At 27.7% G+C, this 26,961-nt stretch carries 34 protein-coding genes; 23 read left to right on the top strand and 11 right to left on the bottom strand.

Annotation, left to right across the window (positions count from 1 at the left end; translation table 11 throughout):
* Positions 1-7 precede the first annotated feature (7 nt).
* The gene (locus tag ATR_RS06190; protein ID WP_115428607.1) at positions 8-772 is read right to left on the bottom strand and encodes a M48 family metallopeptidase; all 765 of its coding nucleotides are present in this window, start codon (positions 770-772) and stop codon (positions 8-10) included.
* Positions 773-1,019: 247 nt separating this feature from the next.
* Here ATR_RS06190 and ATR_RS06185 point away from each other — a divergent pair, with 247 nt between their 5' ends.
* From ATR_RS06185 to ATR_RS06140, 11 genes are all read left to right on the top strand, one after another.
* Positions 1,020-3,596, top strand: coding sequence for a bifunctional aconitate hydratase 2/2-methylisocitrate dehydratase (locus ATR_RS06185; RefSeq protein WP_115428606.1), 2,577 nt, complete (start codon positions 1,020-1,022; stop codon positions 3,594-3,596).
* 140 nt (positions 3,597-3,736) lie between these two features.
* On the top strand, positions 3,737-4,186 hold the full coding sequence (locus tag ATR_RS06180) for a phosphoribosyltransferase (protein WP_164966695.1): 450 nt from the start codon (positions 3,737-3,739) through the stop codon (positions 4,184-4,186).
* Positions 4,183-4,575, top strand: a complete 393-nt coding sequence (locus ATR_RS06175; protein WP_115428604.1) for a DUF423 domain-containing protein — start codon at positions 4,183-4,185, stop codon at positions 4,573-4,575. The genes ATR_RS06180 and ATR_RS06175 overlap by 4 nt, the downstream gene beginning before the upstream one ends.
* A gap of 32 nt (positions 4,576-4,607) precedes the next feature.
* Positions 4,608-5,108 (top strand): YajQ family cyclic di-GMP-binding protein, encoded by a 501-nt coding sequence (locus ATR_RS06170; RefSeq protein WP_115428603.1) that lies wholly within the window; start codon positions 4,608-4,610, stop codon positions 5,106-5,108.
* 16 nt (positions 5,109-5,124) lie between these two features.
* A complete protein-coding gene (locus tag ATR_RS06165; RefSeq protein ID WP_115429435.1) occupies positions 5,125-5,709 on the top strand; it encodes an NUDIX domain-containing protein in 585 nt (194 codons plus the stop codon).
* Complete coding sequence (locus tag ATR_RS06160; protein WP_115428602.1) at positions 5,706-6,131, top strand: c-type cytochrome; 426 nt, start codon at positions 5,706-5,708, stop codon at positions 6,129-6,131. Before ATR_RS06165 ends, ATR_RS06160 begins: the two co-directional genes overlap by 4 nt.
* 72 nt (positions 6,132-6,203) lie before the next feature.
* On the top strand, positions 6,204-6,734 hold the full coding sequence (locus ATR_RS06155) for an LPP20 family lipoprotein (RefSeq protein ID WP_115428601.1): 531 nt from the start codon (positions 6,204-6,206) through the stop codon (positions 6,732-6,734).
* An 8-nt stretch (positions 6,735-6,742) separates the two neighbouring features.
* Complete coding sequence (locus ATR_RS09945; RefSeq protein WP_257110073.1) at positions 6,743-6,871, top strand: hypothetical protein; 129 nt, start codon at positions 6,743-6,745, stop codon at positions 6,869-6,871.
* Positions 6,868-7,872, top strand: coding sequence for a CsgG/HfaB family protein (locus tag ATR_RS06150; RefSeq protein ID WP_115428600.1), 1,005 nt, complete (start codon positions 6,868-6,870; stop codon positions 7,870-7,872). Before ATR_RS09945 ends, ATR_RS06150 begins: the two co-directional genes overlap by 4 nt.
* The gene (locus tag ATR_RS06145) at positions 7,869-8,855 is read left to right on the top strand and encodes an LPP20 family lipoprotein (RefSeq protein WP_115428599.1); all 987 of its coding nucleotides are present in this window, start codon (positions 7,869-7,871) and stop codon (positions 8,853-8,855) included. Before ATR_RS06150 ends, ATR_RS06145 begins: the two co-directional genes overlap by 4 nt.
* A 62-nt stretch (positions 8,856-8,917) precedes the next feature.
* On the top strand, positions 8,918-9,949 hold the full coding sequence (locus tag ATR_RS06140) for a bifunctional 3,4-dihydroxy-2-butanone 4-phosphate synthase/GTP cyclohydrolase II (RefSeq protein ID WP_115428598.1): 1,032 nt from the start codon (positions 8,918-8,920) through the stop codon (positions 9,947-9,949).
* Positions 9,950-10,037: 88 nt separating this feature from the next.
* On the opposite strand, the gene ATR_RS06135 is transcribed toward ATR_RS06140, so the two are convergent.
* Positions 10,038-10,829, bottom strand: a complete 792-nt coding sequence (locus tag ATR_RS06135; RefSeq protein WP_115428597.1) for a shikimate dehydrogenase — start codon at positions 10,827-10,829, stop codon at positions 10,038-10,040.
* A 2-nt stretch (positions 10,830-10,831) separates the two neighbouring features.
* On the bottom strand, positions 10,832-11,443 hold the full coding sequence (locus tag ATR_RS06130) for a class I SAM-dependent DNA methyltransferase (RefSeq protein WP_115428596.1): 612 nt from the start codon (positions 11,441-11,443) through the stop codon (positions 10,832-10,834).
* Between the two features lie 58 nt (positions 11,444-11,501).
* On the opposite strand from ATR_RS06130, the gene pgeF reads away from it, so the two are divergent.
* The 5 genes from pgeF to brnQ all read left to right on the top strand — a co-directional run bounded on the left by pgeF (position 11,502) and on the right by brnQ (position 16,142).
* Positions 11,502-12,170 carry a peptidoglycan editing factor PgeF gene (pgeF, locus tag ATR_RS06125; RefSeq protein WP_115428595.1) on the top strand — a complete coding sequence of 223 codons (669 nt, stop codon included), beginning with the start codon at positions 11,502-11,504 and terminating at the stop codon, positions 12,168-12,170.
* A gap of 68 nt (positions 12,171-12,238) precedes the next feature.
* On the top strand, positions 12,239-13,498 hold the full coding sequence (locus tag ATR_RS06120) for a malic enzyme-like NAD(P)-binding protein (protein WP_115428594.1): 1,260 nt from the start codon (positions 12,239-12,241) through the stop codon (positions 13,496-13,498).
* A 42-nt stretch (positions 13,499-13,540) separates the two neighbouring features.
* Positions 13,541-14,374, top strand: coding sequence for a formyltetrahydrofolate deformylase (gene purU, locus ATR_RS06115; RefSeq protein WP_115428593.1), 834 nt, complete (start codon positions 13,541-13,543; stop codon positions 14,372-14,374).
* Complete coding sequence (locus tag ATR_RS06110) at positions 14,374-14,838, top strand: tRNA (cytidine(34)-2'-O)-methyltransferase (RefSeq protein ID WP_115428592.1); 465 nt, start codon at positions 14,374-14,376, stop codon at positions 14,836-14,838. Before purU ends, ATR_RS06110 begins: the two co-directional genes overlap by 1 nt.
* Positions 14,839-14,846: 8 nt before the next feature.
* Positions 14,847-16,142, top strand: a complete 1,296-nt coding sequence (brnQ, locus tag ATR_RS06105; protein ID WP_115428591.1) for a branched-chain amino acid transport system II carrier protein — start codon at positions 14,847-14,849, stop codon at positions 16,140-16,142.
* On the opposite strand, the gene ATR_RS06100 is transcribed toward brnQ, so the two are convergent.
* Together ATR_RS06100 and ATR_RS06095 are read right to left on the bottom strand one after the other, a co-directional pair.
* Positions 16,132-16,365, bottom strand: coding sequence for a hypothetical protein (locus ATR_RS06100; RefSeq protein ID WP_115428590.1), 234 nt, complete (start codon positions 16,363-16,365; stop codon positions 16,132-16,134). The genes brnQ and ATR_RS06100 overlap by 11 nt on opposite strands.
* Positions 16,352-18,112 carry a Na/Pi cotransporter family protein gene (locus tag ATR_RS06095; protein WP_170126885.1) on the bottom strand — a complete coding sequence of 587 codons (1,761 nt, stop codon included), beginning with the start codon at positions 18,110-18,112 and terminating at the stop codon, positions 16,352-16,354. Before ATR_RS06095 ends, ATR_RS06100 begins: the two co-directional genes overlap by 14 nt.
* A gap of 116 nt (positions 18,113-18,228) precedes the next feature.
* Here ATR_RS06095 and ATR_RS06090 point away from each other — a divergent pair, with 116 nt between their 5' ends.
* From ATR_RS06090 to ATR_RS06065, 6 genes are read left to right on the top strand one after another with little or no spacing between them, the layout of a single operon-like run.
* Entirely contained in the window at positions 18,229-18,594 is a 366-nt protein-coding gene (locus ATR_RS06090) for a hypothetical protein (RefSeq protein ID WP_115428589.1), read from the top strand.
* A gap of 11 nt (positions 18,595-18,605) precedes the next feature.
* On the top strand, positions 18,606-18,971 hold the full coding sequence (locus ATR_RS06085; RefSeq protein ID WP_115428588.1) for a hypothetical protein: 366 nt from the start codon (positions 18,606-18,608) through the stop codon (positions 18,969-18,971).
* Positions 18,964-19,629, top strand: a complete 666-nt coding sequence (locus tag ATR_RS06080) for a response regulator transcription factor (RefSeq protein ID WP_115428587.1) — start codon at positions 18,964-18,966, stop codon at positions 19,627-19,629. Before ATR_RS06085 ends, ATR_RS06080 begins: the two co-directional genes overlap by 8 nt.
* Complete coding sequence (locus tag ATR_RS06075; RefSeq protein WP_115428586.1) at positions 19,619-20,470, top strand: sensor histidine kinase; 852 nt, start codon at positions 19,619-19,621, stop codon at positions 20,468-20,470. Before ATR_RS06080 ends, ATR_RS06075 begins: the two co-directional genes overlap by 11 nt.
* A gap of 15 nt (positions 20,471-20,485) precedes the next feature.
* Entirely contained in the window at positions 20,486-21,415 is a 930-nt protein-coding gene (locus tag ATR_RS06070; RefSeq protein ID WP_115428585.1) for an SPFH domain-containing protein, read from the top strand.
* Positions 21,408-21,833, top strand: coding sequence for an NfeD family protein (locus tag ATR_RS06065; RefSeq protein WP_115428584.1), 426 nt, complete (start codon positions 21,408-21,410; stop codon positions 21,831-21,833). Before ATR_RS06070 ends, ATR_RS06065 begins: the two co-directional genes overlap by 8 nt.
* Positions 21,834-21,843: 10 nt before the next feature.
* Here the strand turns inward: ATR_RS06065 and ATR_RS06060 are convergent, their stop codons facing one another.
* Complete coding sequence (locus ATR_RS06060) at positions 21,844-22,347, bottom strand: ribonuclease HI (protein WP_115428583.1); 504 nt, start codon at positions 22,345-22,347, stop codon at positions 21,844-21,846.
* Positions 22,348-22,480: 133 nt separating this feature from the next.
* On the opposite strand from ATR_RS06060, the gene ATR_RS06055 reads away from it, so the two are divergent.
* Positions 22,481-22,870 carry a hypothetical protein gene (locus ATR_RS06055; RefSeq protein WP_115428582.1) on the top strand — a complete coding sequence of 130 codons (390 nt, stop codon included), beginning with the start codon at positions 22,481-22,483 and terminating at the stop codon, positions 22,868-22,870.
* Here ATR_RS06055 and ATR_RS06050 read toward each other — a convergent pair.
* Genes ATR_RS06050 through ATR_RS06030 form a run of 5 tightly spaced genes read right to left on the bottom strand, consistent with a single transcriptional unit; the run spans position 22,860 to position 26,961 of the window.
* Positions 22,860-23,687, bottom strand: a complete 828-nt coding sequence (locus ATR_RS06050) for a hypothetical protein (RefSeq protein ID WP_115428581.1) — start codon at positions 23,685-23,687, stop codon at positions 22,860-22,862. The genes ATR_RS06055 and ATR_RS06050 overlap by 11 nt on opposite strands.
* Positions 23,678-24,823, bottom strand: coding sequence for a beta-ketoacyl synthase N-terminal-like domain-containing protein (locus tag ATR_RS06045; protein WP_115428580.1), 1,146 nt, complete (start codon positions 24,821-24,823; stop codon positions 23,678-23,680). The genes ATR_RS06050 and ATR_RS06045 overlap by 10 nt, the downstream gene beginning before the upstream one ends.
* A complete protein-coding gene (locus tag ATR_RS06040; protein WP_228254202.1) occupies positions 24,816-25,070 on the bottom strand; it encodes an acyl carrier protein in 255 nt (84 codons plus the stop codon). The genes ATR_RS06045 and ATR_RS06040 overlap by 8 nt, the downstream gene beginning before the upstream one ends.
* Complete coding sequence (locus ATR_RS06035; protein WP_115428578.1) at positions 25,070-26,230, bottom strand: ABC transporter permease; 1,161 nt, start codon at positions 26,228-26,230, stop codon at positions 25,070-25,072. Before ATR_RS06035 ends, ATR_RS06040 begins: the two co-directional genes overlap by 1 nt.
* The gene (locus ATR_RS06030; RefSeq protein ID WP_115428577.1) at positions 26,230-26,961 is read right to left on the bottom strand and encodes an ABC transporter ATP-binding protein; all 732 of its coding nucleotides are present in this window, start codon (positions 26,959-26,961) and stop codon (positions 26,230-26,232) included. Before ATR_RS06030 ends, ATR_RS06035 begins: the two co-directional genes overlap by 1 nt.

The raw sequence follows: 26,961 nt of genomic DNA, 5'->3' as shown, positions 1-26,961 counted from the left end.
AAAATACCTATTTTGTTTCACTATTTATTTTGTTTATTGTTGTTTGTATATCTTTTACTCTATTTTGTGAGCTAGGGTGTGTAGAGAAAAAGTCACTTTCACTACTTTTACCTTCACTCATATTTCCCCAAAATTTAGTAGCTTCATTTATATTATATCCAGCTTTGTGCATTAGATAAATTCCTATTTCATCTGCTTCACTCTCTTGCATTCTTCCATAAGGAAGCATCACTCCTAAATTTGAACCTAAACCATAAGCTTGATTAAAAGCATTTTGGTATTGTGGTGCAGTTGCAGCAACAGCAACACTTCCAATTAGTCCAACACCTTGTTGTATCATTCCTTGAGTAACTCTTTCTGCTCCGTGCCTTGCAAGGGCATGTGCTATTTCATGAGAGATTACAGTTGCTAGTTGATCATCATTTTTGGCATATTTTAAGATACCTGTATAAACAACAACTTTTCCTCCTGGAAGACAAAAAGCATTTGCTTGATTATCATCAACTAAGTTAAATTCCCATTTGTAACTTGGTTGATTTGCAACCACTGCAATTCTTTGTCCAATAGTTTGAACTCTTTTTGCATCTGTTGTACCTGTTATTACCTTTACCTCACTTAATGACTCTTTATATGATTTTTCACCCAATGCCAACTCCTCTTGAGCTGACATAAGAATTAGTTGAGACCTATTTGTGTATGGAGTTTTATGTGTACAAGCAGAAAATAAAATAGCTATCAAAGTTGCAGATGAAATGATTTTTAAGTAACCCATTTTTCCTCTTTAAATTAAAATTTTGCTATTTTTACAAAAAAAAGTATAAAAATAGTTTAATCTAATATTGTACAGTTTTTGTACAGTATTACTATCATATAATTAACATTTACTAGAATATTAGCCGTAAGTGTAACTTTTATTTACATAATATAAATTTGTACAACTGTAAACAAAAATTGTACAAAGATATTTAGAACTTTGTGATATAATTTTCCCAAATTCTTAAAATTTAATAGGAGAAAAAATGAGTTTATTACAAGAGTATAAAGCACACGAAGCACAAAGACAAAGCGAAGGTGGATTACCAGGTCTTGCTCTTACAGCTGCTCAAACTGCTGATTTAGTGGAGCTTTTAAAAGTAAGTAAAGTGGAAGATGCAGAGTTTGCATTAAACCTATTTAAAAATAAAATCAATCCAGGTGTTGATGATGCTGCTTATGTAAAAGCTGCTTTTTTGAACGATGTTGTTCAAGGTAAGGTTTCATGTTCAGTTATTTCAAGAGTTGAAGCTATTGAGATTTTAGGAACAATGATGGGTGGATATAATGTACCACCATTAGTAGAAGCTCTAAAAATTGCAGATGTAGCTGATGCTGCTGCAAAAGAGTTAAAAAATACAATCTTAGTTTATAACTCATTTAATGATGTAAAATCTTTAATGGATGCAGGAAATGCAAAAGCAAAAGAAGTTATCGAATCTTGGGCAAATGCTGAGTGGTTTACAAATAAACCAGCATTAGAAGAAGAGATTACTTTAACAGTTTACAAAATCCCTGGTGAAACAAATACAGATGATTTATCTCCTGCAACTGTTGCATTTACAAGAGCAGATATTCCACTACATGCAACTGCAATGTTACAATCAAGAATGGAAAAACCTTTAGAAAAAATGGAAGAGTTAAAGAAAAAAGGTTATCCATTAGCTTATGTTGGAGATGTTGTAGGAACTGGAAGTTCAAGAAAATCAGGAATTAACTCTGTTCAATGGCATATGGGAAGAGATATCGCTGGTGTTCCAAATAAAAGAACAGGTGGAGTTGTAATTGGATCGATTATTGCACCAATTTTCTTTAATACAGCAGAAGATTCAGGATGTTTACCAATTGAAGCAAATGTTGATAGTATTGATACTGGTGATGTAATTACTTTAAAACCATATGCTGGTGAAATATTAAAAGATGGAAAAGTAGTATCTACTTTTAAATTAAGCCCAAATACATTAACAGATGAGATGAGAGCAGGTGGAAGAATTCCATTAATTATTGGAAAAGGCTTAACTGCAAAAGCTAGAGAAGCTTTAAAATTAGCTTCTAGTGATAAATTTATTGCTCCTGAGCAACCAGCAAATAATGGAAAAGGTTATACTCAAGCACAAAAAATGGTAGGAAGAGCTTGTGGTGTTGATGGTGTTAAACCAGGAATGTATGTTGAGCCAATCGCTACAACTGTAGGAAGCCAAGATACAACAGGACCAATGACAAGAGATGAGATTAAAGAGCTTGCAGCATTAAGTTTTGGTGCTGATATGGTTATGCAATCATTCTGTCACACAGCTGCTTATCCAAAACCAGCTGATATTAAATTAAGACACACTTTACCAGATTTCATTAATTCAAGAGGTGGAGTTACACTTAAGCCAGGTGATGGTGTTATTCACTCATGGTTAAATAGACTTTGTTTACCAGATACTGTAGGAACAGGTGGAGATTCACATACAAGATTCCCAATTGGTATCTCTTTCCCAGCAGGTTCAGGACTTATTGCATTTGCAGGAGTTACTGGAATGATGCCTCTAACAATGCCAGAGTCTGTTTTAGTTAAGTTTACAGGAAAAATGCAAGAGGGAATTACTCTTAGAGATCTTGTAAATGCTATTCCATATTATGCTATTAAACAAGGACTTTTAACTGTTCCTAAGAAAAACAAAAAGAATATTTTTGCTGGAACAATTGTTGAAATTCAAGGATTACCAGACTTAAAAGTTGAACAAGCTTTTGAATTATCAGATGCTTCAGCTGAGAGATCTGCTGCTGCTTGTAGTGTTCAATTAAACAAAGAGCCAATTATTGAATACCTATCTTCAAATATTGCTTTAATCGAAAAAATGATTGAAGAGGGATATGAAGATGCAAAAACTCTTCAAAGAAGAGCTGATAAGATGAAAGAGTGGATTAAAAATCCTCAATTATTAGAGCCAGATGCAGATGCTGAATATTTAGCAACAATTGAGATTAATCTTGATGATATTAAAGAGCCAATTTTAGCTTGTCCAAATGATCCAGATGATGTTGCAACTCTAAGTGAAATCTTAGCAGATGACTCAAGACCAAAAAATATTGATGAAGTATTTGTTGGATCTTGTATGACAAATATTGGACTATTTAGAGCTTTAGGAGAAGTTCTTAAAGGTGAGGGTGTAGCAAAAGCTAAACTATGGGTTGCACCACCAACAAAAATGGATGAAGCTCAATTAACAGAAGAGGGATACTATGCTGCATTTGCTGCTGCTGGTGCTAGAATAGAGATTCCTGGATGTTCATTATGTATGGGTAACCAAGCACAAGTTGGAGAAGGTTCAACTGTATTTAGTACAAGTACAAGAAACTTTGATAATAGACTTGGTAAAAACTCAAAAGTTTATTTAGGTTCAGCAGAAGTTGCAGCTGTTGCTGCTCTTTTAGGAAGACTTCCAACTGTAAAAGAGTATTTAGAAATAGTTGCTAAGAAAATAAATGAGAGCAATAAAGATGGAGTTTACAAATACCTAAACTTCCACCAAGTAAGTGCAGACCACTTAACTACACTTTTAACTTCAAGATAAGAAACTATAAAACTGTATAAAGAGATTTTCTCTTTATACAAACTAAACTTATAAAACCACAAAATAAGCAACAAATTGTTAGAATATATCTTTTAAAGACAGAGGATATTTTTTTGAATAAACTATATTATAGTTACGAAATGTGTAAAAATGATACTTTAAAACTTCTATATTTAGTAAAAGATTTTAAAGCAGATGCACTTTTAAGTATTGCAAGAGGTGGATTAACTCTATCCCATCTTATGGCTCAAGCTCTAAATAAAAGAGAGCTTTTTACAATAAATTCAATATCTTATGATAGAAAAAATCAAAAAGAGAGTGTTGAAATTTTTAATATTCCAGATTTAAGTTCTTATAAAAGAGTCTTGATAATTGATGATATAGTTGATAGTGGAAAAACTATGAAAACTATTTTGGAAATATTAAATAATAAATTCCCAAATACAAAGTTCAAATTAGCAACACTTTTTTATAAGCCAACTGCTTTAGTAAAACCTGATTTCTATGTGAAAGAGACAGATATCTGGATTGAATTTTTTTGGGAAGTTGATGTACAAATAGATGAAGAAAATAAAGAGGTAAAGATATGATTTATGATAGACGAGCTAGATTTTTTTTGGCAATAACTGCTCTTCTTATGGCAAGTGCAATAGCTTTTGGAGCTTTTGGAGCTCATGGATTGAAGAAAATTTTAACTCCTGAAATGTTAAAAGTATTTCATACAGGTGTTGAATATCAGTTTTATAATACTTTTGGACTTTTTTTTGCAACAGTTTTAACAATGTTAAGACCATACAATAATAAGTTAAAAGTTGTTCAATTACTAATTTTAGTTGGAACTTTAATTTTTAGTATATCTTTATATCTGCTCACAATTTTAAATATTCCAATTCTAGGAGCAATTACACCAATAGGTGGAACTTTACAGATTATTGCATATTTACTTTTGGCTTATGCAATTTTAAAAGATAACAAATAGTCTATGAATTATTAAAAAAGGAGAAAATAAAAATGGCAGCAAAAGAACACTCACTAGATATTTCAGCAAAACTTGATATGCAAGAGATGAAAAATGCAGTTATTCAAGCACAAAAAGAGATAGATAATCGTTATGATTTCAAAGGTATAAGTAAAGAGATAGATTTAAATATTGGAGCAAAAACTTTAACTCTTATCTCTTCAAGTGACAATAAAGTAGATGCTATGCTTGATATTATGATTTCAAAAATGAATAAAAGAGATATAAGTATAAACTCACTTGAAGAGTTAAAAAAAGAGGATAGTAGTGGTGGAAATAGAAAATATATTTATAAAATAATAGATAGTATAGAAAAAGATGAAGCAAAAAGAATACAAACAGAGATAAAAAACTTAAAATTAAAAGTAAGTGCTGTAAATCAAGGTGATAGTATAAGAGTTACTGGAAAAAATATAGATGATTTACAGATCATTATGAAGCATTTAAGAAGTTTGGATTTAAAAGCTCCATTGGTTTTTGATAACTTTAAATAAAAGAATAGTTGATTTAATGAATAATATTATTGAAGATTTAGAAATATCTCCACTAAAAGAGACAAATTATATAAAACCTATAAAAGTAAACTTTACTTTAAATGGATATAAGAAGAGTTGGGAAGCTGTAAGAAGCCACGATAGTGTATCTGTTTTGTTGTATCACAAAGAAAAAGATGCTTTTTTACTTGTAAAACAGTTTAGAGTTCCTGTTTATTTAAATGATAATAGTATTAAATATACCTATGAACTTTGTGCTGGTTTGGTTGATAAAGAGATGACTCTTGAAGAGATAGTTTGCGAAGAGATAGATGAAGAGTGTGGTTATAAAGTTTCAAAAAAAGATATAAAAAAAATCACCTCTTTTTTTACAAATGTTGGAATAAGTGGAGCTAGACAATATCTCTATTTTGCAACAATTTGTGAAAATCAGAAAATCCATAGTGGTGGTGGAATAAATGATGAGCAAATTGAACTCTTTTTTCTATCAAAAAATAGAATAGATGATTTTATTTTTGATGAGAGTAAGGCAAAAACACCAGGACTAATCTTTAGTCTATATTGGTTTTTACAAAATGAAAAAGATTTGGAATTAAAATGAGAGTTTTAGTTTTATCTATATTTATATTTTTAAACTCTTTTGCGGAAGAAAGTTTAAATAGTTCTGATATTAATAACTCTTTTATTACAAAATATGAGTATGGAAAAATGTTATATAATAATCCAAGGGGAATAGGGTGTAACAACTGTCATGGAGATGATGCAAGAGGCAAAAAACTTGTTGAGTTTAAACATACTCAAAATCAAGAGGAGTATTTTTGCTCTTTAATTGCTCCTGATATAAAATATATTGAGTATGATGTTTTTTCAAAAAAAGTTAATTTGAAAAAAAATGACAATCTTAAATTTGGGAAAGAGCAGGTTTGTGATAAATTAATCTACAAAGCAAATGTTATGCCTACATATTTTATGGTTGAAGAAGAGATTGAAGCAATTTATCACTATATTCAAAATATGAAGTAAAAATAGTAATAATTAACTATTTTTGCACAAATATGTATTAATATTTTAAAATTAAAAATTCTAAGGAAAAATATGTCTATTTTAAAAAAAACATCAACTATCTTTTTGATCTCTTTAGCTTCAATTTTTTTTGTATCTTGTAGCTCTAAAAATGAAAATATAAATGAAATAGCAGTTACAGAGTGTACAATTGCTGGAGCAAAAGCTCCTCTTTGGGCTTGTGGAAACTATAGTGAAGAGAGTAGATTTGTAGCAGTTGGGTCTGCACCTATGTCAAAACTGGGACATGATTTTACTAGAAGGGAAGCTTTAGCAAATGCTAGAACAAATTTAGTAAATGATATAGAACTTGAGGTTAAAAACAAAGTAGAAAGTTATATGAACTCAACAGGATTAAAAGAGAGTGAGAGCATAGAAAGAGTTGTAACTATGGTTTCAAGACAGACATCATCTAAGGTTTTAAAAGAGTCTAAACAGATAAGTTTTTGGGAAAATCCAAAGGATAATTTTTTATATATTCTTGTAGCAATTCCTAAAGTAAATATAGAAAAAGCAATAAATAGTGAAGTTGAAAAAGCTCTTAATTCGCTAGATAAAATATAGGAAAATTTATGAAAAAAATATCAATAGTTTTACTTATTTTTTCACTATTTTTTGTAGCCTGTTCTTCAAAAGATAGTACATTAATAGATACAAAAACTCAACAGCAAAATGCAAAAGAGGCTTTAAGAGGCTTATGAAAACAACTACACTTTTTATTTTGTTTGTCGCTTTTTTTATATCTGGTTGTAGTACAAAAGTACTTATAAATAGTACTAAACCAGCTATTATTGATAGAGCAGCAAATACAAAAAAAGTTGCAGTTTTAAAGTTTGAAAATGATAGTGTAGGTTTATCTTCAAAAATAGAGTCAGCTTTATATAGTGTAAAAGTTGATGATAAATCATATTTTACAGTTATTAGCAAAAATAGTAGAGAGGTTATACTAAATGAGCAAAAATTCCAATATTCAGGCTTATCAGATAGAAAAAATAGTGTAGAAATAGGTGAACTTTTAGGAGCTGAAGCACTAATTAGTGGAAAAATAGATAGCTCAAATATGCAAAAAGATAACTATTATGAGACAAGATATAGATGTGTTGATAAAAAGTGTATATATACAAAAGAGTATAGGGTATATTGTACAAATGCGAAGTATTCACTAATAGCGAATATTTCAATGATAGATGTCCAAAAAGGTGATGTAATCTATACAAATAACTATATCAAAAATAGAAGTTATAAAAAGTGCTCAGATGAGGGCGGAGGTTTACCTCAATCAAATGTTGTTTATGACCTCTTTGCAAAGAGTATTGTAGATGAGTTTTTACCATATATTGCTCCTACAAAGCAAAGTTATTATCTAGAGCTTTTTGATGACCCTGATATATCTTATACAAAAGAGCAAGAGATATTTTTAGAGAATGGCTTGGAGTATTTAAAGCTTGGGGAATTAGATAGAAGTATGGAGATTTTTAGTAAACTTTTAAATTCAACAAATGATAAATGCTATGTTGCCTCTTATAATTTAGGAGTTATAAAAGAGAGTTTAGGAGAGTATGAAAATGCAAAAGAGCTCTATACTTTGTCAGATAGATTAACACTAAAACCAAATAAAACAGTAATTGAAGCAATTAGTAGGATAAAACAGAGAATTGATGAGAAAGATAGGCTAAATTCTCAAATGGAAGGTGAAAAATGAGATATTTAGTTCCTCTTTTTATCTCAATATTTTTTTTAGGTTGTTTTGGAGCTTCAAAAGATGCAGTTATACAAAACAACTCTTTGAAATATCCAACTTGGTATTTAAATCCACCTTTAAATGATGAAAATCTACTCTATGGAGTAGGAGTTTCAAATACAAAACAAGAAGCTATTTTAAATGCTTTAGATGATCTCTCTTCAAGATTAATGTTAACATTAGAGTCAAATCAAGAGATAACTTCAAAATCTTTTAGGGATTATAGAGAGTATATTAGTAAAACTACAACTCTTAATATAAAAACAAAGAGTGAAAAATTAACATTTAAAGAATATAATATAGATGATTTTTATAGTTCTCAAAAAGAGATATACTATTTAATTAGCATAAAAAAGAGTGATTTAATAAGTAGTTTAGATAAGGAAATATCAACTCTTTATAATGAATATGAAGTTATAAAAAGAAGCTCTGATGATATTTTGAGTAAAAATATAAAACAAAAAAAGCTTTTAGAGAAATTTTATATAAACCTAAATAAAGCAGAGCTTTTGGAGAGTTTACAGAATAAAAAGAGAAGTGAAAATAGTTATATAAAAATAGTTCAAAAAATAGAAGAAGAGATAAAAAATAGTATTTCAAAGATTAGTTTTTCCATAAAAACTGATAATAATTCAGAAATTTTCAAAGAGTTTTTTAAAGAGAATTTAAACAAAAAATCATATAAAGTTATAGAGAAAAGAGATAATGTAAATAGTTATGAATTAGAGTTAAATTCAAATCAAAGTAAGGCTGTGCCATCAGGTTTTTTTATTATTGAAAATATATTAAATATTAAAATCAAAGATGAAAAAAACAGGCAAATATCAAGCAAAACTATTGAATTAAAAGGTGCATCATCAAATAGTTTTGAAGATGCAAAGATAAATTTAATTCAAAAATTAAAGAGATATGAAGAGCAAAATACTATTTTGCCATTTGATTAGTTAGCATACTCTCAAGGGCTTTTTTGATATAATCCATAAAAAATATAATTTAAAGAGAAAATATGAGTGCAATAAGAAGAGTAAAAGAGGCAATAGAAGAGATAAAAAAAGGTAATATGGTAATAATGTTGGATGATGAAGATAGAGAAAATGAAGGTGATTTAGTCTATTCAGCAGCTTTAAGTACTCCAGAACTTGTAAACTTTATGGTAACACATGCAAAAGGTTTAGTTTGTGTTAGTGTACCAAATGAAACTGCAAAAAGATTAGAACTTTTTCCAATGGTTTCAAATAATACTTCATCGTATGAAACAGCTTTTACAGTTTCAGTTGATGATGTAAATGCAGCAACTGGAATTAGTGCAATAGAAAGAGATAATACTATAAAAATTTTAGCAAATCCAATAGCAAAAGCAGTTGAGTTAGTACGTCCAGGACATATTTTTCCATTAATAGCAAAAGATGGAGGAGTTCTTGTAAGAACTGGTCATACAGAAGGTAGTGTTGATTTATGTAAACTTGCTGGTTTAAAAGGTGAAGCAGTTATTTGTGAAATCTTAAAAGAAGATGGGACAATGGCAAGACGGGATGATTTGGATATTTTTGCAGAGAAACACAATTTAAAGCAAATTTATATATCTGATCTAGTTGAGTACAGATTGTCAAATGAGACACTTGTAAGTGAAGTATCAAGTGAAAACTCTATCTTTTTTGGGAAAGAGGTTATAAAAAAAGAGTTTAAAGACCATTTAGAAAATATTCATACAGTAATGCTTTTTGGGAAAGAAGAAGATATAAATCATGTAAAATTTCATACTATAAGACCAGATATAAAACTATTTTTAAATGATCATAAACTAAGCTCTATGTTAAAAACTATCAACTTTTTACAAGCCAAAGGTGGAGTTTTAATATTTTTAAATAACTCAAACAAAAATCAGGAGCTAGAGAAAAATTACGGAATAGGGGCTCAAATACTAAACTCTTTGAAAATTAAAAAAATAAAACTAATGACTAGCGGTGGAAAACACTCATTTGTAGGACTTCAAGGTTTTGGTTTAGAGATTTTAGAAGAGATACAAATTGAAGATTAATACTCTTTTTTAGATACTTTATTATGAAAGTAAACAAAGCCTTCATTTTATAAAATAGGATTAGATATAAAGAGAGAATAGTATAAATCTATTTCTCTTTCAATCCTTCTCTCATAGCTTCAACTAAGCTATTATCGGCTTTCGTTGAAGTGAAAAGTTCAAAGGCAAGTACCCCTTGATATAAAAGCATATCCTCTCCATCTTTTATCTTATTTTCTAAACTTTTTGCTAAAGTTAAAAATGGTGTCTTTTTTCCATAAATACAATCAAATGCAAAAGAGCTATATTTTAAAATATTTTCTAATGTCTCTTTTGGAGCAGGAAGTTCTTCATCTTTTAATCCAGCACTTGTAGAGTTTACAACTAAGTCAAATTTTTCTATTTTGAAATTGTTAAAAGTAGATGCTTTTATCCCAAACTCTCTAAAAAATTCCAATCTATTTTCACTTCTATTTAAAATAGTCACATCAATATTTTGCTCTTTTAAAGCTAAGGCTATTGCTTTTGCTGTTCCACCAGCTCCTAGAACTAATACTTTATCTATTTTCCCAAAACTTTCTATAGCTTTTAAAAATCCAGGAGCATCTGTATTATATGCAACAACTTTTTCATCTTCTAAAATATATGTATTAACTGCTTCTATTTTTTGTGCAATTCCTTTTACAATATCTGCATTTTTAAATGCAAACTCTTTGTGTGGGACTGTAATATTTGCTCCACAAAAACTATTTTTAAGGAATTCTTTTTTTATTTTATCTCCATCTTCTAATAAGAATTTCTCATATGCTCCATCAAAATTTATATGTTTAAATCCAGCATTTTGCATTTGAGGAGATTTTGAGTGAACTACTGGGTTTCCAAATATTGCAAATTTTTTCATAATCAAACCTTTGTAGCATAGAAATTAAAAAGAGGAAAGCTCCCATAATCTCTTTCGTAAATAAAAACTCTCTCATATAAAAAGTTACTAAATCCTAAAGGTTTTGTCTTATTTATTAGCTCCTCTTTGCTAAAACCAAAGTGATAAACTCCAGCATTATTATGTTTTTTGTGAAAAGTTCCATCTTCTGTCTCTAAATCATTGATACATAAAATTCCACCAATTTTTAAGGCTTCATAACTTTTCTTAAAGAAAATATCAAGATTTTCTATATGGTGAAGTGACATTGAAATTACTATTAAATCAAAGCTATTTTCCTTAATCTCATCATTTATAATATCATGTTTAAAGGCTTTGATATTCTCTAAGTTTCTATCTTTTGCTTTTTTATTGAACTCTTCTATCATCCCACTAGAGCTATCAAGTCCTAAAACTTCATTTCTATTATTTATAAGATTAAAGGCGATAAGACCAGTTCCACAACCATAATCTAAAATATTTTTAAAGCTATCAAGATTTAAGTTTTTTCTCATGTTTTCTAAACAAGCTTCAGTTTTATCAAGACTTAGCTGTTTTTTATCCCAATCCTTCGCTCTCTCATCAAATCTACTCAAAATTTATCCTTAAAGACTTTTTGGCTAAATTATACCAAAAGCATATTAAGAAGAGAAAATGGGTATAAAATATTTTTTTAGCAATAGTTTTGATGGAAACTTAGCATTTCATGTAGAAGATGATAAAAATATAGTTATAAAAAATAGAAGAGATTTAGCAAAAAAACATAACTATAAAGATGAAGATTTGGTATATATGAATCAAATTCATACAGATAATATTGTAGTTGTGGATGAAAATAGTCCAAAATTAATAGATAATTGTGATGCAATTATTACAAAAAGTAAAAATATTCCACTTATGGTGATGGTTGCTGATTGTATTCCAATTTTAATGTATGATGAGAACAAAGGAGTGGTTGCAGCTATTCATGCTGGAAGAAATTCAACTTTTAAAGAGATAGCAAAAAAAACTGCACAAATATTTATAGATAAATTTTATAGTAATCCAAAAGAGATAAAGGTAATTTTAGGGCCTTCTATTCAAAAATGTTGCTATGAAGTTAGCCTTGATATGGCAAAAATAGTTGAAAACTCATTTGGAAAAAAGTTTGTAGAGAATAGAAATATAGATTTACAAAGTATAAACAAAAAACAGTTAAATGATTTATCAATTTTAGATATAGAAATTTCAAATATTTGTACAAAATGTGGAAATATGCCATATTTTTCATATAGAAAAGATGTAAAAACAGGAAGATTCGCAGGAGTTGTACAAGTTGATTAAAAACCTATTTTAAGGGCATGTATTGTATGGTTTCATAAATTTTTTATAATAAAATATAAGGAAAAACTATGAGTAATCCAACAATAAAAGAAGAGGCTTTGGAGTATCACAAATTTCCAAAAGCTGGAAAAATAGAGATAAGAACTACTAAAAGCTTTAAAAATAAAAAAGATTTAAGTTTAGCATATACTCCAGGAGTTGCATATGCCTGTGAAGAGATAAAAAACAATCCACAAGATGCATTTTTATATACAGCAAAGAGAAATCTTGTAGCAGTTATATCAAATGGAACTGCTGTTTTAGGACTTGGAAATATTGGAGCATTAGCTTCTAAACCTGTTATGGAAGGGAAAGCGGTACTTTTTAAAGAGTTTGCAAAAGTAGATGCTTTTGATATTGAAGTTAATGAGAATGATATTGATAGGTTTTGTGAAATTGTAAAAGCAATAAGTCCTACTTTTGGTGGAGTAAATCTTGAAGATATAAAGGCTCCTGAGTGTTTTGCTATTGAAGAGAGGCTTGCTGAAGAGCTTGATATTCCTGTTATGCATGATGACCAACATGGAACAGCAATTATTACAACAGCTGCACTTATAAATGCAAGTGAGATTTTAAATATAAAATTTGAAGATATGAAAATTGTAATAATTGGAGCTGGAGCTGCTGCAATTGCAAGTGCAAATATGTATAAAGAGTTAGGAGTTACAAATATTGTAATGTTTGATTCAAAAGGAGTTTTAAATAAAAAAAGAGATGATTTAAATAGATATAAAAAGGCTTTTATAAGTGATTTTCAAGATATGAATGAAGCATTTAAAGATGCAAATATGGTTTTAGGACTTTCAAAACCAAATAGCTTTACAAAAGAGCATTTAGCTTTAATGAGTGAAGAACCAATTGTATTTACTTTAGCAAATCCTACTCCTGAACTATTTCCAGAAGATGTAAAAAGTGTAAGACCAAATGCAATAATTGCTACTGGAAGGTCAGATTTTAATAATCAAGTAAATAATGTTTTAGGTTTCCCTTTTATCTTTAGAGGAGCTTTGGATGTTCAAGCTTTAAAAATAAATATGAGTATGAAACTAGCTGCTGCAAATGCAATTGCTACTTTGGCAAAAGAGCCAATTACAGATGAAATTAGAGAGATTTTTGGAGAATTAGAGTTTGGAAAAGAGTATATAATTCCAACTCCTTTTGATAAAAGATTGATGGTTGAAGTTTCAAGTGCTGTTGCAAAAAGTGCTTTTGAAAGTGGATTAACGAGAGTTAAAAACTACAATCATGAAGAGTACAAAGAGAGCTTAAGAAGAAGCATTAATATATAAAATGATACAATTTTTCCAAAGATATTGAAAAAATGGGGAAAAATGCAAGAGTATATATTAAAAATCTCTACAAAAGATGCAAAAGGGCTTATTTATAATATCTCAAAAGTCCTTTTTGCAAATAACTTAAATATTGAACAAAATGCCGAATATGTGGATCCAGAGACAAAAGAGTTTTTTATGAGAACTATAATTAGTGGAAAAGTTATGCAAACAATTTTACTAAAAGAGTTAAAAGAGGTTTTACCACTTGGATCAAATATAACATTAAACCAAAATAAAAGAAAAGATGTAGTTTTGTTGGCTACAAAAGAGAGCCATGTTTTAGGTGATTTGCTTATAAGATATAGTTCAAATGAGCTAAATGCAAATATTAAAGCAGTTATAGCAAATCATGAAGATTTAAGAAGTTTGGTTGAAAAATTTGATATTCCATTTTTTTGTATAAGTGCTACAAACTTAACTAAAGAAGAGCATGAAAAATTGGTTTCACAGAAAATAGATGAGTTTAATCCAGAGCTTATAGTTTTAGCAAAATATATGAGAATATTATCTTCAAGCTTTGTAGAGAAATATTGTGGAAAAGTTTTAAATATTCATCACTCTTTTTTACCAGCATTTATTGGAGCAAATCCATATAAACAAGCCTTTGAAAGAGGAGTTAAAATTATTGGAGCAACTGCACATTATGTAACAAATGATTTAGATGAGGGACCAATTATCTATCAAGATGTTGTAAGAGTTGATCACTCATATAGCTGGGAAGAGATGAGAAATGCTGGAAGAAATGTAGAAAAAGTGGTTCTTTCAAATGCTTTTGAGCTTCTTTTAAATGATAAAGTATTTATACATAGAAATAAAACGGTGATTTTATAGTGTTTAATATAGTACTTCATGAACCAAGAATGCCTGGAAATGTGGGAACAATAGGAAGAACGGCAGTTGCACTCAACTGTAAATTACACTTAATAAAACCTTATGGTTTTGGAGATATTACAGAAAAAGAGGTTCGTAGGGCTGGACTTGATTATTGGAAAGATTTAGAGCTTTTTGAGTATGAGAACATAGATGAATTTTGGGCAAAAAATCCATTTTCTAATAGACATTTTTTTGCTACAACAAAGACAAACAAAGCCTATTTCGATGCAAAATTTGAAGTAGGAGATTATATCTATTTTGGAAGAGAAGATGCAGGACTTCCTGAGTATATTTTAAATAAAAACAAAGAGTGTTGTATCACAATCCCAATGGTAAAAATAGCGAGAAGTTTAAATCTTTCAAATAGTGTTTCAATCATTTGTTATGAAGCACTAAGACAAAATTTTAACTTTTTTAAGTAGGAAAAAATATGAAGCAAAGCTCTATAATAAAAGATAGTTTAATTTTAGGATTTGCGATATTTTCTATGTATTTTGGTGCTGGAAATGTAATTTTTCCACCATATTTAGGACTTACTAGTTCAAGTGATTGGCAAATCTCATTTTTTGCATATTTTTTAGCTGATATTGGTTTTGCTACAGTTGCCATGTTTGCACTTCTTAAAATGGGTGGAAATGTTGAAGACTTAATGGGAAAAATAGGAAGAAAAAATGGAATGATATTAATGTCCATTATAATACTTTGTATTGGACCATTAATAGCCCTTCCTAGAACAGGAGCAGTTGCTTATGAGATGTTACTTGTACCTTATATGGGAAAAAGTATAACAAGCTCTATAGTTGCTTCTATTTTCTATTTTGGTTTAATAATGATTTTTACATTTAGACCAACTTCAATGCTTGAAATTTTAGGGAAAGTTTTATCTCCACTTCTATTTATTGCTTTATCTATTTTAATTATAAAAGGGATTTTTACTCCAATAGGAGAGATAAAAGAGAATTTAGATAATAACAATCTATTTTTTGATGGACTTTTATTGGGTTATCAAACTTTGGATGTTTTAGCAGCTCTTGCTTTTGGAATTATTATTGTAAAAATTTTAAGACAAAAAGGATATAAAGATGATAAGACTACATTTAAAATTGTAGCAATGGCATCTTTGATTGCAGCTTTTGTAATAATGTTAGTATATTATGGACTTACATATTTAGGAGCAACAGCTACTACTATTTTTGAAACAGATATAGAAAAAGTTACTCTTTTAAATAAGATTATCTATCTTCTTTTTGGAAGCTCTGGTGCTATTATTTTATCTTTTGTTGTATTTTTGGCCTGTTTTACAACAGGAGCTGCACTTGTTAGTGTTACAGCTGAATATTTCTCAAAAATAAGTATGGGAAGATTTTCTTATAAGAAGATTGTTGTTATTACATCTTTATTTGCAATTGTTGTTACTAATTTTGGTTTAGAAACTATTATAAATTTTGCTGCTCCAATTTTATTTTTGGTATATCCTGCTGCTATTGTTATAATTTTGCTAGCTTTTTTTGATAAATATATAAAAAATCAAAATATATATAAATTTGCTAGTTTTGGAACTATTCTTTACTCAGTTTTAGAGCTTTTATCAAATAGTTATTTTAAACTTCAGTTTATAGATAATATTCCTTTTTCAAAAGAGGGATTAGGTTGGATTTTACCAGCAATTATTTTTGCTTTTATAGGGTTTTTAATTAGAGATAAAAAGGGTTGTTCTAAAGAATAGAACGACTCTTTTTAAGAACTTTTGATACAGCATCATATTTCTTTTCTAGCTCAACTCTTTTTTTGATATTGGTTTTATCAATACTCTTTAGCTCAGCTTTTATTTTGCTTTTTTTTCTCTCTAGCTCTTCGATTATACTTAATATCTTTCTCTCTTGAGATGATTTTAACTCATCTCTTTTTAAGTACTTTTTTATTTTACTAACAATTTTATTTAGTTTCATTGCTTTCCCCTATTTGTTTTACTACATCGCTATTTAGAAATAGAATATTTGCTAACTCAACAAGTTTTTTCTGGATTGAATAACCTGTAGCACTATCATTTATAAAAGATGTTGCCATTGTAGCTTTTATCTTATCTTCTCTAATTAACATATCAATCTCTTCGCTACTTGCCATATCATTGTGAGCCAACTCCATTTTTATAACTTCAAGTTGTGTTAGTTGCTCTACATCACTTTGTAGTGTTGAAAGTGTGTTAATATCGATTAACATCTCTGCTAACTCTTTTCTTAAGATGTTGTATTCCTCTTTAATAAACTCATTTCTACTTTTTAAGTAGTAGTTTAGATTTTTTTGAATATCTCTTGTATCTTTTAAAACTTCTACAATAATTGCAGCCGCACGTTTAAGCTCACCAACTTCTTTATGTTGAAAATCTAGCATTTTTTCTTGTGCAAAAGATGAGAACTTTATAATATCGCTATATAGAGATTTTAGGTTTGTTTGATAAATCTCATCTATATTTGTATCTATTATTGAAAGCTCTTGATTTATTTGAATTTTTAAATTATCTTTTGTAAGCCCTGTTGTATGAAAATTGAGAGCATGTAATATAGCTTTTTGACAATTTTCATATAGATTTATTATCTCTTTTTTAATAGCAACTAAAGCAGCATCAGGGTTTTCTAAAACTATAGGAGATAGATATTTTGGTTTTGAAGCTGAAGATACTTTATGTGGAATAATTCTTTCCAAAAATCTTGATATTGCAGGGATAAAAGGAAAAAGTATAAAAATACCAACTAAGCTAAAAATAGTGTGAAATAGTGCTAGTTTCATTCCATTATTTGTTTCACTAATTCCCAAATAAGGAGCTAGATAATCAACAAAATCTTTAAACTGATATATGAAAATTGTAATTATGGCAGCTGTTACAAAGTTAAAGATTACATGCGAGCCAGCAACCCTTTTTGCATCTTGTGTTGATGTAAGAGAGGCCAAAACTGCTGTTAATACAGTTCCAACATTTGCACCAATTGCAAGTGCTAGAGCATTTATATATGTAATACTATCAACATTTAAAGCTGTAATAATAATAGCTAAAGTTGCCGCACTTGATTGAATAACAATAGTTATAACTAGACCAATTACAATATATAATAAAATACCACCATATCCATCCATAGCATAAGATGCTAAATCAATTTGATCTTTTATAACATCAAATCCATCTTTCATATAAGCAATCCCTAAAAAGATAAAACCAAGTCCTAAAAGAACATTTCCACTCCCTTTCATAGCATTTTTTTTGAAAAATCTTAAAACTACTCCAAATACTAGCATAGGAAATGCATAAGTTGAAATTTTTACATCTATACCTAAAGATGAAACTATCCAAGCTGTTGTTGTACTTCCTAGGTTTGAGCCAAAAATAACTCCAATTCCTTGAACTAAAGTAATTAATTCAGCTCCAACAAATGAGATTGTAAGAAGTGTTGTAATAGTTGAGCTTTGAACTATTGAAGTTGCTAAAAATCCTGTTAAAATAGCATAAATACTATTATTTGTAAATTTTTGTAAGAGCTTTTCTAAAAGCCCACCTGATAACTGTTTGAAACCATCTTGCATAAAAAACATACCAATTATAAAAATAGCAATACCACTTAAAATAACTGTAAAGTTTTCATTTGCAACAACAATATAGCCTAAAAAGATTAGAAAAAAAGGAATAGAAACACTTTTTAACAAACTAACTCTCCTTGTGAATTTAAGTTTCGATTATAGCCAAAACTCAATTAATGTTAATAAGCTAGATTTAGTTAAAATATTTTTTAAAAATGTATGTTTTAGGGAAATATTAAAAAATGTATGAAAGATATAAAAAAGAGTTAATACTTGCAAAAAATAAGCTTTTGACAATTGACTTCTTTTTGGAAAAAGATAGTGATTGTATTGCGACTTTTGGAAATGGAACTATATGGAAAATAGATTTAAATGGAAAGTGGTACGATAATTATAGTTATCTTAGTATAAGAAATGAGTCAAGCTCTGACGCTATTTTAGGAAAAAAAGGCTTTCCTCTTTGGATGCTTATGAAGATTTTTGGTTTATATTCAAAAGATTCAACACTAGAAGAGAAACTAGATTTTATAATAGAGCATAAAGATAAGATTTTTGATGAAACTTTTCAATACAAAAGAATATATGATAATATTAAAGAAAATATATAAAGGATAAAAATATGGTTGATACTACTTTTATTATTATATCAATTTTTATTTTATTGTTTATAATTAAGAAATTTAATGTATTAAAGGTTCTCTCTTATGGTGGAAGGATTGAGAGGGATTTTCAAGGTTGTTACATTATAAGTTACCCAAAAAGTGCAGAACTTCATAACAAAGGTGAAGCTTTTGATATAGATATTGATGAGTTTTTTGAATTAAATCCAAAATTAAAAGGTAAAATTCCTATTGAAAAGAGATTGGGAATACGAGACAATAACTCTTTATCTGTAGAAATAGAGTTAAAAGAGAGAAAAAAAATAGAGAAAAAATATTCAACTCCTATAAAGCAAAAAGGGAAGAAGAGAAGAGAAGATGTATAGTATTTTGCTTTTAGAAGATGATAATTTATTTGCTTCTAGTATTGAAGATTTTCTTCTTTGTGAGGGATTTTGTGTAGATATTGCAAAAGATGGAGAAGAGGTATTTGATTTTACCTTTAATAAAAACTATGATCTATATATTTTTGATATAAATGTTCCAAAAATAAATGGTTTAAAAACTCTTGAAGAGTTAAGGGCTAGTGAAGATAATACACCAACTATTTTTCTAACTTCATATAAAGATAAAGATACTCTAAAAGATGCTTTTTTAAAAGGTTGTGATGATTATTTAAAAAAGCCAGTTGATTTAGATGAGCTTATTTTGAGAATAAAAGCTATATTTAAAAGAGAGAATAAAGGTTTTTTAAATATAGTTTTGGAAGATAACTTAATTTATAATCAAAATGAAAAGAGAGTATGTAGAGGCGAGGAGGAGTTGAAACTTCCTGTAAAAGTTTTGGATTTATTGGAGCTTTTTATAGAAAATCAAAGAAAAGTTATATCAAAAGAGATGATAGTTGATAGATTATGGAGTAAATCAGAGATGCATAGTGAAGGTTCAATTAGAGTTTATATAAATAATTTAAAGAATATTTTTGAGAAAAAACAAAATGTTATAACAAATATAAAAGGAATAGGGTATAGATTTGAACTTTAAAAAGATATATTTTTATATTTCAAATTTCATTTTGGTCTTTTTTACAATACTGCTTGTACTTATTTTAAACTATTTTTTTGTTTCTAAGTTTAATATTATAGAAAATAGCTTAATTTTTATATTTATTATTACACTTTTTGGCTCTTTATTTTTTTTACTAATATCTACAAAAATATTAAAACCAATTTTCAAAAGCGAAGAGAATATAAAAAATAGTATTAAAAATAGAATTCATGAACTAAATATTCCAACCTCTACAATAAAGATAAATCTTCAACTTTTAAAAAAAGATATAACAGATATAAAGAGTTTAACAAGGCTTGAAAGAATAGAGAAAGCAAATGAGAATTTAAGTTACTTATATAATAATATGGAGTACGAATTTAAAAAAGAGTTTGAAAATATAGATTTAGAGGAGTTCTCTTTGATTGAATCTATAAATAACTCTTTAGAGAAGTTTGAAGATATAAAAAAAGATACAATTATTGAAGTTTTTGTTCCAAAAAATATAGTTTTATATAGTGATTATAACGGTTTTATAATAGTTTTAGATAATCTTATTTCAAATGCTATTAAATATAATAGTAAAGAGAACCCATATATAAAAATATCATTTGAAAATAGGGTATTATCTATATTTAATAGAGGATTAGGAATTGATACAAAAAATATTATGCTAGTTTTTGATAGATATTTCCAAGAAAACTCTCAAAATATTGGCTATGGAATAGGATTAGCTCTTGTAAAAGAGTTTTGTGATAAACATAGTATTGGTGTAAATATTGAGAGTTTTGAAGATGGAAATAGGATAAACTTAAACCTAAAAAGTGTTTTAATTTAAAAAAAAGGAGATTTTATGGAAGAGAGTATTGTTTTAGGAGTTGCTGTTGTAATTTTTGCTGTTTTGATTATATCAAAAGGTGTAAAAATAGTCTCTCAAGCTGATTTATATGTGATTGAAAGATTAGGAAAGTTTCATAAAGAGCTAGATGGTGGTTTTCATATAATTATTCCAATAATTGATAAAGTAAGAGCTGTATTAACATCAAGAGAGCAGTTGGTGGATATTGAAAAACAAGCAGTTATTACAAAAGATAATGTAAATATCTCAATAGATGGAATAGTTTTTTGTAAAGTTGAAGATGCTTCAATGGCAACTTATAATGTAATGAATTTTAAATATGCAATTGCAAATTTAGCAATGACAACTTTAAGAGCAGAAATTGGAGCTATGGTTTTGGATGATACATTATCAAATAGAGAGACTTTAAATGCAAAACTTCAAAGTGAGCTTGGAAGTGCAGCAACAAATTGGGGAATAAAAGTTACAAGGGTTGAAATAGCTGATATTTCAGTTCCACCTTCAATAGAAAAAGCTATGAATATGCAAATGGAAGCAGAAAGAGAAAAAAGAGCAATTCAAACAAAAGCTGAAGCACAAAAAGAGGCACAAATAAGAGAGGCTGAGGCATTTAAACAAAGTGAGATTTTAAAAGCAGAAGCAATTGAAAGAATGGCTGATGCAAAAAAATATGAACAAGAAAAAATAGCAGCAGGTCAGCAAGAGGCAATTAACCTTATAAACGAAGCTATGATGAAAAATGAAAAAGCAGCTGAATTTTTGCTTGCAAAAGATAGAGTTGCAGCTTTTAAAGCACTAGCAGAAAGCTCTAGCACAAATAAGATGATATTACCTTATGATGTTACACAAATGATTGGAAGTACTTCAGTTTTAGGCGATGCATTTTTCAAGGGAATTAGTGATACAAAGGTAAATAATGCTTAGTGCTATGGATTTTTATACTTTTATAGCTATAGGAGTAGTTTTAGTTGCATTGGAGGTTTTTTTATACTCTTTTATTACTATTTGGTTTGGTTTGGGATTTATTTTTGTTGGATTTATTTCAATATTTTATAATTTTCCAAACTTATATGCTCAATTAGGATTAATATCAGTTTTTTCCCTTCTTTTTTTGCTGTTTTTTAGGAAATTATTTTTAAAAAGATTTTCAAAATCACAAAAAGAGATTTCAGATAATTTTTTCAATAGTTCTGGAGTGGGTGAGTTTAAACAAGGAAAGGTATTTTATAAAGGAACTTTTTGGGAGCTTGACCCTAGTTTTGATAAAGAGGATTTTAAAACAGGCGAAAAAGTTAAAGTTTTAAAAATAGATAAAAATATAGCTTTTATTGAGAAAATATAGTTTATTTTAACTATTTTTCCTTAAGAAGTTCATCTCTTAATGCACTTCTTGAAGCTTTATCTACTAGATTAAAAATATTATCAATACTATCTTTGAGAGCTGTTTTTTTATGACCTTTTACTTTTATAAAACGGATATTTAATCTACTACTTTTATCAAAAAACTCTTTGTATAAATCACAATTTTTTATCTGTTTCCCTGTTTTTGATATGTAATTATTCTCTATAAGTTTAGATTCTCTATCTTTTAAAGTAATAATATTTTGACAATCTGTATAAACTTCAATTAAAATATTTGATAAATTATTATTCTCTTTTTCTAGCTCATCTATTGCCCAAAGTAGTGATTGAAGCTCAAGTTTTGTAGAGCTACTATTTTCAAACTTTTTTAATTTTATATTTTTCTTTAACTCTTCTAAGATAATATTTTTGCTATTTTTTACTAAAAATGCAGCAAAACCTATCTTACTTTGTGGATTTACACTTGAATCTGTAAAAAGCTCTATTTTATCCAATTTTTCTCTTTATAATTTTATTGTTTTTTACTAAAACTAATAAGCTTATCATAGTTTTACTATTAAAAAGCTCATCTATTGTTATAGTTTCTTATGCTAAAATAAATTCATAAAATGATAAAAAGGTGAATATGTGTCTATTTTTGCTTTACAATATTTAGCAGGTGGGTTTTTAGATGAAGATTTACAACATTTTAATAAAAAATTTGATGATTGGTGTGTCTCATTTGATAACTACGAAGATGCTATAAATCTTGCAAAAACTCTTCCAAACTCTACAAATATAGATATTGTAGAGATAACTCCTCTTAGTTATCCAAAATATTTTTTTCCAAATCTTCAAGGAACTATATATGCAACAAGGCAAGTTGAAGATAATATTGTTTGTGTAGTAGAGCCATTTATTGGTTCAAATTTTAGAATTGCTATATGTAATCTAAAAACAAAAAATGTAGAACTACTTAAAACACACTATAAAACTATTCCAAGTATTGAACAAGCTTTTGCAAATTTTAAACTGTAATAGATTGAAAAAATATGATATATCCCCTTTTTGTGCTATCTAAGCTTATAAAAATTTGCTTCTTAAAACCACTATCTAACAGATTTATAATATTTGAGGAAGTAGAAAAATTATCATAACTTAAAAGTAAAGAGTTATCTATATTTAGGTCATTTTTATATATATTTGCAAAATAGTTTAAAGCTACACTATCATATTTTTTTGTTTTTAAACAGCTATTTAACTCATCAAAAGATGAAAAATAGAGTATATCTTCTATTTTTGCTATTGAATTTTTACTACTATTTTCAAAATATATCCAAGAAGATATATCATTTGTAAGATTGTTTTGTATTTGTGATAAGTTTTTAGAGTAAGGTAAATCTTTTAAAGCGCTATCAACATCTCCTATTAAAAAACTACTATTAATTCCATTTTTATACTCTAAAAAGGCTGTGTATATAGCTTTTTCAAAAGATAAGAACTCTGAACTAATTGTATAGCTATTTCCTAAAAAATTTAAAGCTTTACTTAAATAAAAACCCATATTATTTGTATTTATATTTAAAAAATCAAAAGGCATAATTGGATTTTTGTTTTTTATCTCTTTTAAAACCTTAAATGTCTCATTTATACAAGCAAAATGTGAAGCGATATATAATGATAACTCTTTTTCATAATTTATATTTTTTAAACAAGAAGATGAACCATAAAGAGCTAGTAAATTTAATTTTGATAATTTTCTAGTATCAAGAGAGATTAACTCTTTTAACATAGATTTAAATTCTTTATCTGTTTTTTCTATATCTTCATAAGAAAAATAGCTTTTTATATACATTTATTATCCTCATTTGATAAAATCAGTGAGCTATTAGAACCACCAAAACCAACAAAATGAAATAAAATAGTCGCACTATTTATCTTTTTATCTTCTAAAAGTGGAGTAAAATCTATATTGCTATAAGGCTCTTTAAAATTTATTGTTTTTGGAAGAGTTCCATTTTTTATGCTTTCACATAAAAGTATTATCTCATTTGTTCCACAAGAGCCCAAAGTATGTCCAATATATGGTTTTAAGACAACAACATCACATTTTTTATTATGATATTTAAAAAGTTTATCTATAGCATTTACTTCAGATAAGTTTGAGTTTTCACTTCCTGTTGCATGAGCTTTTAAGCAAGTTATATTATTTAAATTTAAACTTGCACTATTTAAAGCTTCATTCATAGAGTTAAAAGTAGCTTTTGCATCAGGATTTGAGCTAGTTATTGAGAAATCATCAAAAGTTGTAGCAAAGCCTAAGATTTCAAAGTCATTATTTGATCTCTTTTTACTTTCTAAAATTACACAACTACAAGCTTCCCCTAAAATCAAACCATCACTATTTTTATCAAAGGGTTTATACTCTCCACTTTGACTAACAAGCATTAAGGAGCTAAACCCTTCATAAGTTGATTGGTTAAAAAACTCAAAACCAATTACCATAGCTCGTTTTATCTCACCATTTTTTATAAAATTTGTTGCTTTTATAATCGCATTTGCACTAGAAGTACAAGCTGTTTGGATAAATACGCTAGGATATTTTGTATTTAAGATTTTCTCTACAAACTCTGAAATTTCATCAAAACTAATAGCAGATAAAATATTTTGTTCTAAAAAATCCTCTTCCAATAGTGAAATATTCATAGATGTAGATGCAAAAAAAACATGTAACTCTTTTTTCTCTTCATCTTTTAAGTTTGCATCTAAAATGGCATCTTTTATAGTTTTTTCTAAAACTTTAAAAAACTTCTCTCTTTTTGAGTTAAATTTTTCTTTTATTCTATAGTAGTTTATCTCTTCAAAGTTGTTTTTTAGATACTCTTTATAGTTAAGATTTGAAATAGAGTGTAATTTTGAGATGGAACTTTTTTTATCTTCTCCTAATGCACAAACTATTGAAGAAGCAGTTATATATACTTTTTTATCCATTTTTTATTAGATACTCTTCCATTGTATTTATAGAGTACATTATTTTTCTTAACTCTTTGCTATCTGTTGTTTTTAGTCCATATTTTTTATTTATAGCCATAGATATTTGTAAAGCATCCATAGAGTCTAACTCTAAAACTGAATTTTCTCCAAAAAGTGCTTCGTCATCTTTTATATCTTCAATACTACAATCTTTTTCACACTCATCAATTATTAATTTTTTTAACTCATATTTTAAATCTTGCATTAATTCTCCTGTTTTTTTAGTAGTAAATTTGAAAAAAAGAGGCATATTGTACCAAAAACTATTAAGTAGAATAAATAGTGTTTTATATCATTGAAATCTCCACCTCTAACCATAATTTCAATAAAACTCTCTAATCCCCATGACATTGGTGAAAATTCACCTATTGTTTGCATAAATTGGGGCATAATAAATTTTGGTACCATAACTCCTGCAAGAGCTGCAAATATAATATTTATAAGCCCACCAATAGATGTTGCCTCTTCTGTTGTTTTACTAATATTTGCTATTAAAAGAGCAAAACAAATAGCTGCAAAAGAGATAGAAAAAGAGCATAAAAGTAGTAAAAAGATATTTATATCTAGACTTAAAGCTTCTATATTAAAAAGTGGGATAACAAATCTTCCAACCAAAAGCATAACAAATAGCTGTATTTGATTTATTATAAAGTAAGGCAAAATTTTTCCAAAAAGCGTTAAATATAGTGGAGTATTAATACTTTTTATTCTTTGAATTGTCCCAAAATTCTTCTCATTTATATATGTATTTGAGATTGGAATTAAGATAAAAAACATAGAAAAAACTAACCAAGCTGGAACACTTTGTTGAGTAGAGTTTAGTTTTATACTCTCTTTTTGATTTTTAAAAAGATACTCATTTTGAATTAAATTATCCAAATTATCAAGGTTTTTTGCATCTATTTTTGCTTCTATATAAAACTCTTTTGTAATACTTTTTGAGATGCTTTTTACTATTTCACTTTTTAAAATATAGTAAAATTCACTTTTTACCTCAGGTTTACTAAAAATTAAAATTGTAAAATTTTTATCATTTTTATCTATTTTTGTCTTAAAATCAGAGTCAATATTTACTACAAAGTCAAAATTATCTTCATAAATTAAAGCTTTAGAAGAGCTCTCTTTTCTTAAACTTATATCAAAATAAGGATTTTGGTTTAAAGTTTTCAAAAGTTCATCTATATCTTTGTTTTGTTCTGTAACAATAGCCACTTTTAGTTTAGTTTCTATTGTTTGAGAGTAGCTATTTTTTAGAGCTATTGACATAATTAAGATAAAAACCAAAGGCATTATAAATAGTACAAGTAGCGCATGAATATCTCTAAATATTAATTTGAACTCTTTTTTTAAAATATGGTAAAACATCAATCTTTTAAACTCTTTTTTGTAATATCTAAAAATAGCTCTTCTAGGCTTAAATTGCTACTTTTTTTTAAGTTTTCCACACTATTTCTTAAAACTATTTTTCTATTTTCCAAGATTGCTATATCATCGCACAAAAATTCAATTTCATCCATATAGTGAGAGGTATAAAATATAGTTGTAGCACTATTTTTATTTATCTCTTTTATTATCTCTAAGATATATCTTCTTGAGTGTGGGTCAATTCCAACTGTTGGTTCATCTAAATATAAAATCTTTGGTGAGTTTAAAAGTCCAATAGCTATATTTAATCTTCTTTTTACTCCACCACTAAAATTTAATGCTCTTTTATCTCTATATTTTTCTAATGCACAAGCATTTATTGAGCTTATTATTCTATTTTCTAAACTCTCTTTTTTTAAACCATATAAAGAGCCAAAAAACTCTAAATTTTCAAAAACTGTAAGGTTTGGATAAAAAGCATAGCTTTGTGGCACAAAAGATGAGATAGATTTTATTTGATTTACCTCTTTATCTAAATTGTAATCATATATTAAAACTTCTCCACTATCTTTTTTTAATAAGCTATTTAAAATAGAGAGTAAAGTTGTCTTTCCAGCACCATTACTTCCTAAAAGTCCGAAAATAGTACCACTTTTTATCTCTAAATTTAAATTCTCTAAAATTTCTATATTTTTATATGATTTATTTAGGTTTTTTATAACTATAGACAT

The organism is Aliarcobacter trophiarum LMG 25534 (assembly GCF_003355515.1).
Lineage (GTDB): Bacteria > Campylobacterota > Campylobacteria > Campylobacterales > Arcobacteraceae > Aliarcobacter > Aliarcobacter trophiarum.
Note: the sequence above shows the minus strand (reverse complement) of the source record. Positions and strands in the feature narration are given on the sequence as shown.